At 73.2% G+C, this 15,414-nt stretch carries 12 protein-coding genes and 1 tRNA gene; 5 read left to right on the plus strand and 8 right to left on the minus strand.

Features of this window, described 5'->3' with window-relative positions; all coding sequences use genetic code 11:
- The first annotated feature begins 120 nt into the window (after positions 1 to 120).
- Positions 121 to 2,850: a phosphoenolpyruvate carboxylase gene (ppc, locus tag ACWCRA_RS25015; protein WP_351557918.1), complete on the plus strand. Its 2,730-nt coding sequence runs from the start codon at positions 121 to 123 to the stop codon at positions 2,848 to 2,850.
- Between the two features lie 76 nt (positions 2,851 to 2,926).
- Here ppc and ACWCRA_RS25020 read toward each other — a convergent pair whose 3' ends face one another.
- From ACWCRA_RS25020 to ACWCRA_RS25045, 6 genes are all read right to left on the minus strand, one after another.
- A complete protein-coding gene (locus tag ACWCRA_RS25020) occupies positions 2,927 to 3,382 on the minus strand; it encodes a hypothetical protein (protein WP_351557920.1) in 456 nt (151 codons plus the stop codon).
- Between the two features lie 65 nt (positions 3,383 to 3,447).
- Complete coding sequence (gene pth, locus ACWCRA_RS25025; RefSeq protein WP_351557922.1) at positions 3,448 to 4,053, minus strand: aminoacyl-tRNA hydrolase; 606 nt, start codon at positions 4,051 to 4,053, stop codon at positions 3,448 to 3,450.
- Between the two features lie 139 nt (positions 4,054 to 4,192).
- Positions 4,193 to 4,777, minus strand: a complete 585-nt coding sequence (locus ACWCRA_RS25030; RefSeq protein WP_351557924.1) for a 50S ribosomal protein L25/general stress protein Ctc — start codon at positions 4,775 to 4,777, stop codon at positions 4,193 to 4,195.
- A 302-nt stretch (positions 4,778 to 5,079) separates the two neighbouring features.
- On the minus strand, positions 5,080 to 6,057 hold the full coding sequence (locus ACWCRA_RS25035) for a ribose-phosphate diphosphokinase (protein WP_351557926.1): 978 nt from the start codon (positions 6,055 to 6,057) through the stop codon (positions 5,080 to 5,082).
- 112 nt (positions 6,058 to 6,169) lie between these two features.
- Entirely contained in the window at positions 6,170 to 7,618 is a 1,449-nt protein-coding gene (glmU, locus tag ACWCRA_RS25040; RefSeq protein ID WP_351557927.1) for a bifunctional UDP-N-acetylglucosamine diphosphorylase/glucosamine-1-phosphate N-acetyltransferase GlmU, read from the minus strand.
- 125 nt (positions 7,619 to 7,743) lie between these two features.
- Positions 7,744 to 7,815 (minus strand) — tRNA-Gln (locus tag ACWCRA_RS25045).
- A 179-nt stretch (positions 7,816 to 7,994) separates the two neighbouring features.
- Between ACWCRA_RS25045 and ACWCRA_RS25050 the strand changes: the two genes are divergently transcribed.
- Entirely contained in the window at positions 7,995 to 9,305 is a 1,311-nt protein-coding gene (locus tag ACWCRA_RS25050; protein ID WP_351557929.1) for a sensor histidine kinase, read from the plus strand.
- 114 nt (positions 9,306 to 9,419) lie between these two features.
- On the opposite strand, the gene ACWCRA_RS25055 is transcribed toward ACWCRA_RS25050, so the two are convergent.
- Together ACWCRA_RS25055 and ACWCRA_RS25060 are read right to left on the minus strand one after the other, a co-directional pair.
- Positions 9,420 to 9,920, minus strand: a complete 501-nt coding sequence (locus tag ACWCRA_RS25055; RefSeq protein WP_451068655.1) for an SUKH-3 domain-containing protein — start codon at positions 9,918 to 9,920, stop codon at positions 9,420 to 9,422.
- 10 nt (positions 9,921 to 9,930) lie between these two features.
- Entirely contained in the window at positions 9,931 to 10,452 is a 522-nt protein-coding gene (locus ACWCRA_RS25060; protein ID WP_351557933.1) for a YwqJ-related putative deaminase, read from the minus strand.
- A 240-nt stretch (positions 10,453 to 10,692) separates the two neighbouring features.
- Here ACWCRA_RS25060 and ACWCRA_RS25065 point away from each other — a divergent pair, with 240 nt between their 5' ends.
- The 3 genes from ACWCRA_RS25065 (at position 10,693) to ACWCRA_RS25075 (ending at position 15,364) form a co-directional block, all read left to right on the plus strand.
- On the plus strand, positions 10,693 to 11,715 hold the full coding sequence (locus tag ACWCRA_RS25065; RefSeq protein WP_351557935.1) for an HNH endonuclease: 1,023 nt from the start codon (positions 10,693 to 10,695) through the stop codon (positions 11,713 to 11,715).
- Between the two features lie 7 nt (positions 11,716 to 11,722).
- A complete protein-coding gene (locus tag ACWCRA_RS25070) occupies positions 11,723 to 14,284 on the plus strand; it encodes an SUKH-4 family immunity protein (RefSeq protein WP_451068656.1) in 2,562 nt (853 codons plus the stop codon).
- A 192-nt stretch (positions 14,285 to 14,476) separates the two neighbouring features.
- Complete coding sequence (locus ACWCRA_RS25075) at positions 14,477 to 15,364, plus strand: cellulose-binding protein (protein ID WP_351554533.1); 888 nt, start codon at positions 14,477 to 14,479, stop codon at positions 15,362 to 15,364.
- Positions 15,365 to 15,414: the final 50 nt, after the last annotated feature.

Here is a 15,414-nt window from a genome sequence, read left to right on the forward strand (position 1 = left end):
GCAAGGCCCTGTGGATAACCTCGGAACGGGGGACACCTATCCTGGGTCTCGTCGGACAGCGCGGTCCGCAGCCTCCAGTACCCCTCCAGACGTGCTCAAACACTGCAAGGAGCCGCACCTGTGAGCAGTGCCGACCAGACCCCGACGGCCAGCGCCGAACTCCGGGCCGACATCCGCCGACTGGGCGATCTCCTGGGCGAGACCATCGTCCGCCAGGAGGGCCCCGAACTGCTCGACCTCGTCGAGCGTGTCCGAGCTCTGACCCGCAGCGACGGTGAGGCCGCAGCCCAGCTGCTCGGCGACACCGATCTGGAGACCGCCGCCAAGCTGGTGCGCGCCTTCTCCACCTACTTCCACCTCGCCAACGTCACCGAGCAGGTGCACCGCGGCCACGAGATGCGCGAGCGCCGCGCCGCCGAGGGCAGCCTGCTGGCCCGCACGGCGGACCGGCTCAAGGACGCCGACCCCGAGCATCTGCGCCAGACCGTCAGGAACCTCAACGTCCGGCCCGTCTTCACCGCGCACCCCACCGAGGCCGCCCGGCGCTCGGTCCTCAACAAGCTCCGCCGGATCGCCGCCCTCCTCGACGCCCCGTCCAGCCCCGCCGACCGGCGCCGCTGCGATCTGCGGCTCGCCGAGAACATCGACCTCATCTGGCAGACCGACGAACTCCGGGTGGTCCGCCCCGAGCCCGCCGACGAGGCCCGGAACGCGATCTACTACCTCGACGAGCTGCACGCCGGCGCCGTCGGCGACGTCCTGGAGGACCTCGCCGCAGAGCTGGAGCGCGTCGGCGTCGAACTGCCCGCCGGGACCCGCCCGCTCACCTTCGGCACCTGGATCGGCGGCGACCGCGACGGCAACCCCAACGTCACCCCAGCGGTCACCCGCGAGGTGCTGATCCTCCAGCACGAGCACGGCATCACCGACGCGCTGGAGATCATCGACTCCCTGCGCGGACAGCTCTCCAACTCCATCCGCTACACCGGGGCCACCGAGGAACTCCTCACCTCCCTCCAGACCGATCTGGAGCGGCTCCCCGAGATCAGCCCCCGCTACAAGCGGCTCAACGCCGAGGAGCCCTACCGGCTCAAGGCCACCTGCATCCAGCAGAAGCTGGTCAACACCCGCGAGCGCCTCGCCAGGAACACCCCGCACGAGCCGGGCCGCGACTACCTCGGCACCGCCGAGCTGCTCACCGATCTCACCCTGATCCAGACCTCGCTGCGCGAGCACCGGGGCGGGCTGCTCGCCGACGGCCGCATGGACCGGACCATCCGTACCCTCGCGGCCTTCGGCCTCCAGCTCGCCACCATGGATGTGCGCGAGCACGCGGACGCCCACCACCACGCCCTCGGCCAGCTCTTCGACCGGCTCGGCGAGGAGTCCTGGCGGTACGCGGACATGCCGCGCGACTACCGGCAGAAGCTGCTCGCCAAGGAGCTGCGCTCGCGCCGGCCGCTCGCGCCGTCGCCCGCGCCGCTGGACGCGGCGGGACAGAAGACCCTCGGGGTCTTCCAGACGGTCAAGGAGGCGTTCGAGCGCTTCGGGCCCGAGGTCATCGAGTCGTACATCATCTCGATGTGCCAGGGCGCGGACGATGTCTTCGCCGCGGCCGTGCTGGCGCGCGAGGCCGGTCTGATCGACCTCCACTCGGGCTGGGCGAAGATCGGCATCGTCCCGCTCCTGGAGACCACGGACGAACTGCGCGCGGCCGATGTGATCCTGGAGGGCATGCTCGCCGACCCCTCGTACCGCCGGCTCGTCTCGCTCCGGGGCGATGTCCAGGAGGTCATGCTCGGCTACTCCGACTCGTCCAAGTTCGGCGGCATCACCACCTCCCAGTGGGAGATCCACCGGGCCCAGCGCCGGCTGCGCGACGTGGCCCACCGCCACGGCGTGCGGCTGCGGCTCTTCCACGGCCGGGGCGGCACCGTCGGCCGCGGCGGCGGCCCCTCGCACGACGCGATCCTGGCGCAGCCCTGGGGCACGCTGGAGGGCGAGATCAAGGTGACCGAGCAGGGCGAGGTCATCTCCGACAAGTATCTGATCCCGTCGCTGGCCAGGGAGAACCTGGAGCTGACGGTCGCGGCCACGCTCCAGGCCTCGGCCCTGCACACCGCGCCCCGCCAGTCGTCGGAGGCGCTCGCCCGCTGGGACGCGGCGATGGACACCGTCTCGGACGCCGCCCACGCGGCGTACCGGGGTCTGGTGGACGACCCGGACCTGCCCGCGTACTTCTTCGCCTCCACCCCCGTCGACCAGCTCGCCGATCTCCACCTCGGCTCGCGCCCCTCGCGCCGCCCCGACAGCGGCGCGGGTCTGGACGGTCTGCGGGCCATTCCGTGGGTCTTCGGCTGGACGCAGTCCCGGCAGATCGTGCCGGGGTGGTACGGGGTCGGCTCGGGGCTCAAGGCGCTGCGGGAGGCCGGGCTCGACACGGTCCTCGACGAGATGCACGAGCACTGGCACTTCTTCCGCAACTTCATCGCCAATGTGGAGATGACGCTGGCGAAGACCGATCTGCGGATCGCCCGGCACTATGTGGACACCCTGGTCCCCGAGGAGCTGAAGCACGTCTTCGCCGGGATCGAGGCGGAGCACGCGCTCACCGTCGCCGAGGTCCTGCGGATCACCGGCGGGGAGCGGCTGCTGGACTCCAACCCGGTGCTCCAGCAGACCTTCGCGATCCGGGACGCCTATCTGGACCCGATCTCCTACCTCCAGGTCTCGCTGCTGGCCCGTCAGCGCGGGGCGGCGGCGGCGGGCGAGAGCCCCGATCCGCTGCTGGCGCGGGCGCTGCTGCTCACGGTGAACGGTGTCGCGGCGGGGCTGCGCAACACCGGCTGACCCGGTCACGGGGAAGGGGCCGCCCGGCGCGATCGAGCGCCGGGCGGCCCCTTCGCGCGGGTCCGCGCGGCCGGAGTCAGAGCGTGAGGAAGGCGCCCACCAGCACCGCGCCGCCGACGCCCGCCGTCACCCAGGCGAACCGGGGGAGCCGCATCCCGCCGCCTATGATCAGCGCCGCCAGGACCATCGCGCCGCCGAGCGGCAGCCAGGCCTGGAAGACCCCGCCGGTGCCCCGGCGCACCACCTCGCTGGTGCCGGGCTTGACCACCACGGAGAGCGTCGCGCCCTCCTTGACGGCGAGCGACTTCTCCATCGTCATCCCGTTGCGGGTGCCGGCCGTGCCCTCGGGGTCGAAACGCCCGGTGCAGGTCTCGCCGTCGCAGCCGGTGACGGTGATCGTGCCGTGTTCCCGGCCCTTGGCGAGCATCACGTGCTGCGCCGTGCCCCACGACGACCAGCAGCCCGCGGTCAGCAGCAGCAGAGCGACCAGACCCATCGCCGTGCGGCGGCTGTAGAGGAGCATGCGACTCATGGGGCGCGATCCTTGGGCATCCGGCCGCGCCCGGTCAACTCACCGAGGCGACTTGGCGCCGCTTGTCAGGAGTTGTACGTCCCCTGGGCGCGCTCCAGACCGTCGAGGACCAGCGACTCCACCGCGTCGGCCGCGCGGTCCACGCCGTAGTCCAGCTCCTTGCGCTCGGTGGCGGAGAAGTCCTTGAGGACGAAGTCCGCGACCTGCATCCGGCCCGGCGGGCGGCCGATCCCGAACCGGACCCGGTGGTAGTCGGGGCCCAGGGACTTGGTCATCGACTTCAGCCCGTTGTGGCCGTTGTCCCCGCCGCCGAGCTTCAGCCGCAGGGTGCCGTAGTCGATGTCCAGCTCGTCGTGGACGGCCACGATGTGCGCGGTCGGGACCTTGTAGAAGTCCCGCAGCGCGGTGACGGGGCCACCGGAGAGGTTCATGAACGACAGCGGCTTGACCAGCACCACCCGGCGGCTGCCGGGGCCGGGCGGGCCGATCCGGGTCTCGACGACCTGGGCCTGGGCCTTCGGGGCCCGCTTGAAGCCCGCGCGGGCCCGCTCCGCGAGCAGGTCGGCGACCATGAAGCCCACATTGTGCCGGTTGCCGGCGTATCCGGGGCCGGGGTTGCCGAGACCCACGATCAGCCAGGGGGCGTTGGGGTCGGCGTCGGTCGTCGTCATCCGATGGTCTCCGTCCAGACATCAGAACAGCCGGAAACCCGGCCGCCGCCCGCACCGTGGGGTGCGGGCGGCGGCCGGGGAGAGCGGCTCCCGGGTCCCGGGGCGACCGGGGGCCGGGAGCGGTCCCGAGCGTCGGGGATCAGGCCTCGGCGGACTCGGACTCGGTCTCGGCGGCGGGCTCCTCGGCCTGCGCGGCCAGGACCTGGATCACCACGGTGTCCTCGTCGACGGCCAGCGTCGAACCGGAGGGCAGCGGGATGTCCTTGGCGAGGATGGAGGCACCGGCCTCCAGGCCCTGGATCGAGACCGTGACGGCCTCGGGGATGTGGGTGGCCTCGGCCTCGACGGGCAGGGTGTTGAGGACGTGCTCCACCAGGAAGCTGCCCGGGGCCAGGTCGCCCTCGGTGTGGACGGGGATCTCGACCGTGACCTTCTCGCCGCGCTTGACCAGCAGCAGGTCGACGTGCTCCAGGGAGCCCTTCAGCGGGTCGCGCTGCACGGCCTTCGGGATGGCCAGCTCGTTGCGGCCGTCGATCGAGAGGGCGAGCAGCACATTGGAGGTGCGGAGGGCGAGCAGCAGCTCGTGGCCCGGCAGGGTGATGTGGACCGGGTCGGTGCCGTGGCCGTAGAGCACACCGGGAACCTTGTTGTCGCGGCGGACGCGGCGGGACGCGCCCTTGCCGAACTCGGTACGGAGCTCGGCGGCGAGCTTCACCTCAGACATGTGCACTCCTCGTGTGGCAGACGGATCTGATGGTCACCCGGCCACGAATGGCCTGCTACGCCTGCTGCGAAGAGCGCGTCGATAACGGACCGCCGCACCGAATGTGCGGCCTCCCTCGCCGAGCAACTCGGACAGTCTACCGGGGCCCCTCCCGCTCCACCCAATCGATCAAGCGGGGCCCGGCGCCGGGCCGGCGGGAGCGCCCCCGGCGCGGGGCAGGACAGAGGGCCGTGACCCGGAGGTCACGGCCCTCTGTCCCGTGGTCGGTCGACGACCGGGGTCAGACCCGGATCAGGCCCCGATCAGAACTGCTCCTCGAAGAGGCTGGTCACCGAGCCGTCCTCGAAGACCTCGCGCACGGCGCGGGCGATCGTCGGCGCCATCGAGAGCACCGTGATCTTGTCCAGCTCCAGCTCGCCCGGGGTCGGCAGGGTGTTCGTCAGCACGAACTCGCTGACCTTGGAGTTCTTCAGCCGGTCGGCGGCCGGGCCGGAGAGGACTCCGTGGGTGGCCGTCACGATGACGTCCTCGGCGCCGTTGGCGAAGAGGGCGTCGGCGGCGGCGCAGATGGTGCCACCGGTGTCGATCATGTCGTCGACCAGCACACAGACCCGGCCCTCGACATTGCCGACGACCTCGTGGACGGTCACCTGGTTGGCGACGTCCTTGTCACGGCGCTTGTGCACGATGGCCAGCGGCGCGCCGAGGCGGTCGCACCAGCGGTCGGCCACGCGCACCCGGCCGGCGTCCGGGGAGACGACGGTGAGCTTGGTGGGGTCCACCTTGGCGGCGACGTAGTCCGCGAGGACCGGCAGCGCGAAGAGATGGTCCACCGGGCCGTCGAAGAAGCCCTGGATCTGGTCGGTGTGGAGATCGACGGTGAGAATCCGGTCCGCGCCGGCCGTCTTCATCAGATCGGCCACCAGACGGGCGGAGATCGGCTCACGGCCGCGGTGCTTCTTGTCCTGGCGGGCGTACCCGTAGAACGGCACGATCACGGTGATGCTCCGGGCCGAGGCCCGCTTCAGCGCATCGATCATGATCAGCTGTTCCATGATCCACTTATTGATGGGAGCCGTGTGGCTCTGCATCAGGAAGCAGTCGGCGCCGCGGGCGGACTCCTGGAAACGGACGTAGATCTCGCCGTTCGCGAAGTCGAAGGCCTTGGTCGGCACCAGGGTGACACCCAGTTGATGTGCGACTTCCTCGGCCAGCTCGGGGTGGGCGCGGCCGGAGAAGAGCATGAGTTTCTTCTCGCCGGTCGTCTTGATCCCGGTCACAGCACTGTCTCCTCAGAGGGTGTTCTCTGGCCGCGGGGGTGTGGGGAGCGCGAGCCAGCCGAATTTATGTGCACGTATCACGGTACGCCCAGTTCGGGATACCTGGTTTCGGTCAGTTCTGGTCGGTGGCGGGTTCCGCCGCGGCTGCGGCGGCCTGTGCGGCGGCGCTGCCGGGTCGCTTACGGGCCACCCAGCCCTCGATATTCCGCTGCTGGCCCCGGGCGACGGCCAGTGAACCGGCCGGTACGTCCTTGGTGATGACGGAGCCGGCGGCGGTGTAGGCGCCGTCCCCGACCGTGACCGGTGCCACAAACATGTTGTCCGAGCCGGTCTTGCAGTGGGAGCCGATCGTCGTGTGGTGCTTGGCTTCCCCGTCGTAGTTCACGAACACGCTGGCGGCGCCGATGTTCGTGTGGTCGCCGATCGTCGCGTCGCCGACATACGACAGGTGGGGGACCTTGGTGCCCTCTCCGATCGTGGCGTTCTTCATCTCGACATAGGTCCCGGCCTTGGCCCTGGTGCCCAGCCGGGTGCCGGGGCGCAGATAGGCGTACGGACCGACCGTCGCGCCGGCGCCGACCTCGGCGGACTCCGCGACGGCGTTGTCCACGCGGGCGCCGTTGCCCACGGTGGTGTCCTTCAGACGGGTGTTGGGGCCGACCTCGGCGCCCTCGCCGAGGTGGGTGGCGCCCAGGAGCTGGGTGCCGGGGTGGACGATGGCGTCGGGCTCGAAGGTGACGGTGACATCGATGAGGACCGAGGACGGGTCGATCACGGTGACTCCGGCCAGCATGGCCTGCTTCAGCAGCCGCTCATTGAGCAGGGTGCGGGCCTCCGCGAGCTGTACGCGGTTGTTGATGCCGAGGATCTCACGGTGGTCGCCCGCGACGGAAGCGCCGACGCGGTGGCCGGCCTCCCGCAGTATGCCCAGGACGTCGGTGAGGTACTCCTCGCCCTGGCTGTTGTCGGTCCGCACCTTGCCGAGCGCGTCCACGAGGAGCTGCCCGTCGAAGGCGAAGACCCCGGAGTTGATCTCCCGGATGGCGAGCTGCGCCGGGGTGGCGTCCTTGTGCTCGACGATCGCGGTGACGGCGCCGTTGGCGGTGTCGCGGACGATCCGGCCGTAGCCGGTGGAGTCGGGGACCTCGGCGGTCAGCACGGTGACGGCGTTGCCGTCGGCGGCGTGCGCGGCGGCGAGGGCGGTGAGGGTCTCGCCGGAGAGCAGCGGGGTGTCCCCGCAGACCACGACGACCGTGCCGTCGAGGTCGGCGTCGAGCTGGTCGAGGCCGGTGCGGACGGCGTGCCCGGTGCCCTTCTGCTCCGCCTGGAAGGCGGTGCGGGTGCCGGGGTACGCGGCGGCGAGATGCCCCTCGACCCGCTCGCTGGCGTGGCCGACGACCACGACGAGGTGCCGGGGGTCCAGCTCGCGGGCGGCGCAGACGACATGTCCGACGAGCGAGCGCCCGCAGATGTCATGCAGAACCTTGGGGGTCTTCGACTTCATACGGGTGCCTTCACCCGCTGCGAGAACGACGACGGCTGCCGGGCGGTTGGCGCTCACGGGAATGCCCTTCGGCTTCGGGTGGTGGACATCCGAAGGATACCGGGGCGTTTACCGGGGGAAATGAAGGGCGGGGCCGGACCGGCGGGGTCGGCTGTACGGGCCACCGAGTGAGGGGTGGGAGGCTCCCCCGCCAGGACTCGAACCCGGACAAATGGCACCAAAAGCCACTGTGCTGCCAATTACACCACGGGGGACAGCGGAGCCGGGTGACACCGATCACGGTGACCGGGCTCTCCGACCAGCAACCCACACTATGCCGTAACACCCGCCTCTCCCGCGACGGTACTTGTCCGCACGTTGCCGGGGACGTGCCGCCCCCGGCCGCCGGAAACCACCGGGAAAACCACCCGCGCGCGCCCGTAGGCTGAAGGACATGACCACAACGGGGGCACACCAGGACGGCACGGGCACGACCACCCGTGGCGTGCTGTGGTGGGGACGGCGGCGCAGTGTCGCACTGGACGTGGGGCTCGGGCTGTTCTCCGCCGTCGAGTGCGCGGTCGAGGGAGCGGTGTTCGCGGAGAGAACCGCGCTGCCGCTGCCGCTCGGCGCGCTCTTCGGGCTGCTGGTCGGCGCCGTGCTGGTGGTACGGAGGCGCTGGCCGATCGCGGTCGTCCTCGTGGGGGTGGCGGCCACGCCCGCCGAGATGGGCTACCTCATGGGGATCGTCGGGCTGTACACGCTCGCCGCGTCCGAGGTGCCGCGCCGGATCATCGCCACCCTCTCCGGGATGTCGCTGATCGCGACGCTGATCGTGAGTTTCGTGCGGGTCCGCCAGGACGTCGCCGCCTCCGGGCTCGCCGACCCCGGCGCCTGGTACGTACCGCTGATGTCGACCTTCGTCGCGGTCGGTGTGACCATGCCGCCGGTCCTCTTCGGTCTCTACATCGGCGCCCGGCGCCGGCTCATGGAGAGCCTGCGGGAGCGCGCCGACAGCCTGGAGCAGGAGCTGTCGCTGCTCGCCGACCGCGCCGAGCAGCGGGCGCAGTGGGCGCGCACCGAGGAGCGGACCCGGATCGCCCGCGAGATGCACGATGTCGTCGCGCACCGGGTCAGCCTGATGGTCGTCCACGCGGCGGCGCTCCAGGCGGTCGCGCTCAAGGACCCGCAGAAGGCGGTGAAGAACGCCGCGCTGGTCGGGGACATGGGCCGGCAGGCCCTGACCGAGCTGCGCGAGATGCTCGGGGTGCTGCGCACGGGCGACGGGGAACAGCGCGCCGCCGCGCCGGTGCCGCTCGCCGCCGTGGGGGCCGCCGCCGCCGCTGCCGCCGCCGCGGCGGCCGATGACGGGCCCTGCATCGCCGATGTCGGCGATCTCGTCGGGCAGTCCCGCCAGGCGGGGATGGTGGTGGAGCTGGCGGTGCACGGAGGGGTGCGGGAGTACGCCCCCGAGGTGGAGCAGACCGCCTACCGGGTGGTGCAGGAGGCCCTGACCAATGTCCACAAGCACGCCGCCGGCGCGAAGGTGATGGTGCGGCTGGCGCACCGCGATGCGGAGTTCGCGATGCAGGTGGAGAACGGGGCGCCGGGGGCGGCGGGGAGCGGGGTGGGCGCGGGGCTGCCCAGCGGGGGGAACGGGTTGGTGGGGATGCGGGAGAGGGTGCTGGCGCTGGGCGGGGTGTTCGTCTCGGGGCCCACCGAATCCGGTGGTTTCCGCGTCTCCGCCGTCCTCCCGGCGCCCTAGCGTCTCTTTTCCTTCGGATCCCGCCGGGCCCGCGGGCCCTGGCGCCGGACCCCGCTCACCGGTCCGGTCCGGTCCGATCCAGTCCGGTCCGGTCCGGTCCGGGAGGGAAACCCCCTAGCCGGTGAGGCGAGGAGGCTGGAGGCCGGTGATCAAGGTGGTGAGGGCGCGGTCGATGTCCGGGCCCAGATACCAGTCCCCCGCGTGATCCACGCAGTACACCCGCCCCTCCGCGTCCACCGCCAGCACCCCACCCCCTCCCTCTTCCCCTTCCCCCTCCACTCCCAGCGGAGCCATCTCCGCCCCCACCGCCCTCCCCAGATCCCCCAGCGTCCGCGCCATGTGCAGCCCCGCCAGCGGCTGCATCCGCACCACCGGCGGCGCGCACTGCCGCCCCGGCCCCAGCCCCGCGATCCGCAGATCGCCGAATTCCGCCCACACCTCCACCGCCGCCGGGAAGACGGCGTGCCGGTGCCCCGCCGGGGACTCGTACCCGCGCAGGGTGTCCGCCCAGTGCTCGGCCAGCTTGATGTCCCAGCGGCCCGGCACCCACCCCGCCTCGCGCAGTGCCGCGTCGACAGCGACGGGGAAACGGGTCGTACTCAGATTCTCGGGCATCGGTGCGGGATCAGCCGTTCGTGGAGTCGGTCGCGGCCGGGTTCACTGCCCGTACCCCGAAGTGGTTGAGCATCGCCGTACAGGAGCGGCACGGCGGCGCGTACGTACCGTGCAGCGGATCTCCGTCCTCGCGGATTCTGCGCGCCGTCAGCTTCGCCTGCTTCAGCGCGCGCTTGGCCTCCCCGTACGTCAGCGGTCTGCGCCGGGCCCGCTTGGAGCGGTTGCCCTCGGCCGCCGTCAGATGGCGCGACAGCAGGATCGCCTCCGGGCAGCGCCCGGTGAAGCGTTCCCGCTGGCCGCTGGTGAGCGTGGACAGGAAGTCCTGGACGAGAGGGTGGAGCACCGGGGCCCGGTCACCCTTCCCGGCGGTCGACTTGAGCGTCTCCCCGCGCACGGAGAGCGCCGCCGCGACAGCGGGCAGAATCCCGTCCCGGCGCTGGCTGAGCGCGGGCGGGCCGGTCTCCTCGGCGCTGCTCCAGCTGAGACGAGGATCACCCGCCGTGGCCGGAGTACCTGATTGCGCAGTGTGCATGGTGCTTTTGTCCCTCCCCACACTCCCCCGAAGTGAAGGAACAGCGTGCCAAATGCGGCGCAGAGTGTGGAAGCTGGGTAGCTGAATCGTGTGAGTCCGCCGGTGTTCGGTCACTCCGCCGTGACCATTCGTGACCATGCGTTCGGGCGCGCGCGGCCCCGCCCGGAGCACCGGCGCTCCCCGCACCCCCACCGCTTAGGCTGTCCCGGACAGCCGGAAGCCAGCAGGGGGCGGATCGCCATGACGACAGGTGGGCAAGGGCTCGGGGCACCCCCCGGCCCCCGGACCTCGGGCGCCGGGGCACCCGTCACGCCGCCGAACGCGGCCTACGCCGGCCAGACCGTGCACTTCCCCGATCCGGTACGGGCGGCCCGCCACCCCCGGGGCGTCCGCGTGGACGCCGACGGCTACCCGGACTTCTCGCCGTACGCCCGCGCCGCCGCCGAGATCGCCGAGCCCCCGGCCGGATTCGGCGTCGACGAACTGCGGCTCACCGACTACGTATCGGCCAACGCCGCCCTGCACGCCTCCCGCCACACCCTCTGGGACACCATCCCCGCCGTCGCCACCCCGCACGGCTGGACCTGGCACCACGCGCGCGGCACCCGGCGGCTCGAACTGATCCCGGTCGAGGTCAAGGCGCTGCTGCGGCACCACGGCGGCATCGCGACCTCCACCGTCGACCAGGAGAAGCGCGGCACCCGCCCGCTCCAGGAGACCCGGCCCGCGCACTTCGGGCTGCCCCGGGGCGCCCTCTCCGTCACCGAGCAGCAACTGCTCGGCGTGGAGGAGGACCTCGGCTACCGGCTGCCCGGCGCCTACCGCTCGTTCCTCAAGGCAGCGGGCGGCTGCGCCCCCGTCGGCGCCGCGCTCGACGCGGAGCTGGGGCTCCTGGTGGACCAGCCGTTTCTGACGGTCCGCGACGAGGCCGCCGTCAACGACCTCGTGTACGCGAACAAGTGCCTGCGCGACCATCTGACCAAGGACTACCTGGGCGTCGGGTTCGTCCAGGGCGGCATCCTGGCGGTGAAGGTCAGGGGCGCGTCGATCGGTTCGGTCTGGTTCTGCCCCTACGACGACGGGCGCGACCGCGACGGCTGGAACGTCCAGCAGCGCGTGGACCGGCTGCTGCTGCCGTGCGGCGACGACTTCGACGGTTTCCTCGGGCGCCTCGCCGGCAACCCGCCCGAGCTGGAGACCGTGGCCAATCTGATGGTGGACGGCGGCTTCGCGCGCGCCGTGCCCCTCCCGGACGGGGAGTGACGCTCCGATGGTGACGTTCGCACAGGCGCAGGAGCGCGCGGAAGAGTGGGTCAACGGCGATGTGCCGCCCTACCAGCACCGGGAGGTGCGGGTGCGGGAGTTCGGCCTCGGCTTCGTCCTCTGGGCGGAGGACCGCGAGGGCGGGGTGCGCTCGGACGGCGGACAGCTGCGGCTGGTGATCGCCCGCGACAGCGGGGAGGCCACCCTGTGGCCCGGGCTGCCGGTGGGCGAGGTGATCAGGCGGTACGAGGAGGAGTACGGCGCGCCCGCCGTCCCGGCCGAGTCCGCCCCGGGCCCGGCGCAGCGGCGGATCGATCTGAACCAGACCTCCTTCCTGCTCACCCCGCCGGAGTGGCTCCAGGAGGCGGCCGACCGGCTGGGGGAGCCGGAGACGCCCGCCGCCACTCCTGCCGCGCCCGCTGGTTCCGCTGTTTCCGCTGCTCCGGACAGGCCGGACAGGCCGGACGACGACTGGCCGGTCGCCCCGCCGGCCCCGCGCGATCCGGCCGCCCTGCCCAACGCCTCCCAGGCGGGCGGGGGGCCGCTCGCCGCGGAGGCGTCCCCGACCCCGCCCGGCGGCTCGCCCGGCGCGGGAGCCCCCGGCTCCCTCGGCGCCGGACTCCCCGCTCCGGGCGCGCCCGGTGGGGCGGCCCCGCCGCCGCCCCCGGGCCCGCCGTCGATCGGCGGCCCGCCGGGCGCGGGGCTGCCGCCCGCGCCGCCCGGTGCGCCCGCCGCTCCCGGCACGCCTCCGCCGCCCGGACCCTCCACCGGGCCGGGCATATCCGGTGCGCCCGCGACCCCGCCGGCCCCCGGTGCGCCTCCTTCCCCGCCCGGGGTCTCCGCCGGGCCGGGCCTCCCGGGCGCCTCCGGTGCGACCCCGGCCCCCGGGGTTCCCGGCGGAGCCGGAACCGGAGCCGGAACCGGAACCGGAACCGGGAACGGGAACGGGTCCGGATCGTCGGGCGGGGGCACACCCTGGACCGACACCAGCGCCGAGAGCGCGGACGACGCCTCCGTCCCGCTCCCCGACACCGTCTACACCTCACCGGTCTCCGGCCGGGGCGGCAGCGCCAGTGACGGCGACGGCGCCGGTGACGGCGACAGCCCGGACGCGGACGCGCCCACCGCGCTGATGGACGGCGGCAGCAGCCTCCCGCCCACCGCCGTCCGCCCGACCCTGAAGGCGACCGTCCCCGGGACGGCCCCCGGGACCGGTTCCGGGGGAGCGGCCGACCTCGCGGACGCCGCCACCGGCAGAGGCGCCGGACCCGCGCCGCGGCGCACCCCGCGCGGCGGCGGTCCGTCGACCCCGCCGCCGCCGGGACCGCCGCCCCCGGCCCCCGGAACCCCCGGAACCCCCGGAACCCCGGCCGCCGGGTACCTGCCGACCCAGCTCAGCCCCCAGGTCCCCGGCCCGCCGCCCCCGGCGGCACCCCCCGCCGCTCCCGCCGCTCCCGGTGGTCCCGGGGGGGTTCACCAGGCCGCGACGGTGCTGTCCGATCCCGGCAGGCTGGGCCCGCAGGGACCGGGAGTGCCGCAGCCGCCCGGACCCCTCCCCGGGGCCGTACCCCCCGCGTACCACTCCACCGGAGTGCCGACCGTCGGGCCCGGCTACCAGGCCGTGCTGCGCTACCGCGCCCCCGACGGCTCGGAGGCCCGGCTCATCCGGCGTTCCGCGCCCGGCACCCCGCACCCCGAGTGGCAGATGCTGCACGAGCTGCGGGCCCTGAACGTGCCGCCGCAGCAGGTGCTGGAGCTCCACACCGAGCTGGAGTCCTGTCTGCTCCCCGGCGGCTACTGCGCCCGCATGATCGCCGAGACCTGGCCCCAGGCCCGTATCACCAGCATCGCCCCCTACGGCACGGACCATGTGAGCCGGCAGCAGGGCATGCGCCAACTCCTCACCCACCAGGGCGAGCTGCACCAGGTGGCGGACGGCCCGGCGCGGCCGGCGCCGGTGCGGGCGCCGCTGCCGCAGGTGCAGCAGGCCCCACCGGTTCCGCCGCAGGCGGTGGCGCAGGAGCTGGTCTCGGCGTTCGGGCCGCAGGCGGTCTGCCGGTTCGACCAGCGGGCCGTCTCGCGCCAGGGGGTGCCGGAGACCGTGGCGGCGACCCTGGTGTGGGCGGGGCTGCCGGCCGACTTCAACCCCTTCTTCTGGGCACAGCCGGCCCACCCGGTCGTACCGACCCTGGCGGAGCTGGCGGCCCAGCGCCAGGTGCAGGCCGCCGTGGACGCGGGCTCGTACCTGGTCGTGGGGAACGACTTCGGCCGGGCGATCTGTGTCCAGTACGGCACCGCGCACATCGTCGCGGTGCCGGTGGAGGCGGCGGGCCCGGGCGGGCAGCCCACGGCGCCGCAGTTCGTGAACAGCGGGCTCCCGGAGTTCGTCCGCTGTATGGCGCTCCTCGGCCGGATGTGGCGGTTCCGCTACGGCCTCAATCCGGAGCAGGCGGGGCGCTGGACGGTCGACTTCCAGGCGCAGCTCGCGGCGCTGGACCCGGCAGCGCCGGCGGCGCCCGACAACTGGTGGTCGGTGCTGCTGGAGCAGATGTGGGACGGGCTGCTGTAGCCCGTGCCGTCACCGCGCGCGCCGAGGGGCGTCCGGACCACCGCGCGTGGGCCGGGCGCCCCTCGGCGGTTCCGGTTCCGTCCTCTTTCGCCTGATGACACAGTGTCGCGTTATGAGCGTTTGTCTTGTATCCGGAAGGATATGAGCACAATCGCGTAATGCGTCGTTGGGGATCTGGAAGGGGCTCGAAGGATGAGTGCAGCATCGGTATCGCCTCATGGCTTCGCCGTTGTGCGCCGCGGCTACCGCATGGAGACGGCGGACGCGCATGTCTCCGCTCTCTCCCAGGACCGCGACGACGCCTGGGAGCGGGCGGCCCGGCTGACCGTGCTCGCCAAGGGGATGGAGGCCGAGGCCGCCCGGTTGCGCGAGGTCGTCGCCGGTCTGAGCCCTCAGGGGTACGAGGCGCTGGGCGACGGGGCCAGGGAGCTGCTGGCGCTCACCGAGGAGGAGGCCGGGGCGGTACGGGCGACGGGGCGCGCGGACGCCCGGGCCGCGCTGGACGAGGCGAGGGCCGACGGGCTGCGCACGGCGGAGGAGGCCGCCGCGGCGGCGGACGGGGCGCGCTCGGCCGCGGAGGAGTACGCCGGGGAGGTTCTGGGGGCGGCCGGGGCCGAGGCGGCGGAGATTATCGGCCAGGCGCGGGCCGAGGCGAAGCAGGTGCGCGCGGAGGTGCTCGCCGGCTGGCAGGAGACCCGGCGGCGGGCGGAGGATCTGCTCGCCGGGCTGGAGTCGGAGCAGGCGGAGCGGTGGGCGGCGGAGGGGCGCGAGCTGGAGGCCCGGCAGGCGGAGCTGGACGCCCGCCACGCCGAGCTGACCGCCTTCGCGGAGGCGGCCCTCGCGGACGCGGAGCGGGCTCTCGCCGAGACGGAGGAGCAGGCGCGCCACGGGCAGGAGGACGCGGAGGCGCGGGCGGGGGAGTTGTTGGGGCGGGCGAGGGTGCGGGAGGAGAGGGTGGGGCGGGAGACGGAGAGGGTGTTGCGGGAGACGGAGGAGGTGCGCGATGAGATGAACGCGCACATGGCGCATATCCGCAACAGCCTGGCGACGCTCACGGGCCGCGCCCCCGCCGACGGGTAGCCCCCTCCGGGGAGGCGGGCACAAGGGGCCCGCCCGCCCCGCTGGTTGCG

Source organism: Streptomyces sp. NPDC001889 (assembly GCF_053594535.1).

What these genes read in the sequence shown, in the direction of transcription:
- ACWCRA_RS25020 (WP_351557920.1), bottom strand. Translation starts at nt 3,382, where the DNA reads ATGAGTCGCATGCTCCTCTACAGCCGCCGCACGGCGATGGGTCTGGTC.
- pth (WP_351557922.1), bottom strand. Translation starts at nt 4,053, where the DNA reads ATGACGACGACCGACGCCGACCCCAACGCCCCCTGGCTGATCGTGGGT.
- ACWCRA_RS25030 (WP_351557924.1), bottom strand. Translation starts at nt 4,777, where the DNA reads ATGTCTGAGGTGAAGCTCGCCGCCGAGCTCCGTACCGAGTTCGGCAAG.
- ACWCRA_RS25050 (WP_351557929.1), top strand. Translation starts at nt 7,995, where the DNA reads ATGACCACAACGGGGGCACACCAGGACGGCACGGGCACGACCACCCGT.
- ACWCRA_RS25055 (WP_451068655.1), bottom strand. Translation starts at nt 9,920, where the DNA reads ATGCCCGAGAATCTGAGTACGACCCGTTTCCCCGTCGCTGTCGACGCG.
- ACWCRA_RS25060 (WP_351557933.1), bottom strand. Translation starts at nt 10,452, where the DNA reads ATGCACACTGCGCAATCAGGTACTCCGGCCACGGCGGGTGATCCTCGT.
- ACWCRA_RS25065 (WP_351557935.1), top strand. Translation starts at nt 10,693, where the DNA reads ATGACGACAGGTGGGCAAGGGCTCGGGGCACCCCCCGGCCCCCGGACC.
- ACWCRA_RS25070 (WP_451068656.1), top strand. Translation starts at nt 11,723, where the DNA reads ATGGTGACGTTCGCACAGGCGCAGGAGCGCGCGGAAGAGTGGGTCAAC.
- ACWCRA_RS25075 (WP_351554533.1), top strand. Translation starts at nt 14,477, where the DNA reads ATGAGTGCAGCATCGGTATCGCCTCATGGCTTCGCCGTTGTGCGCCGC.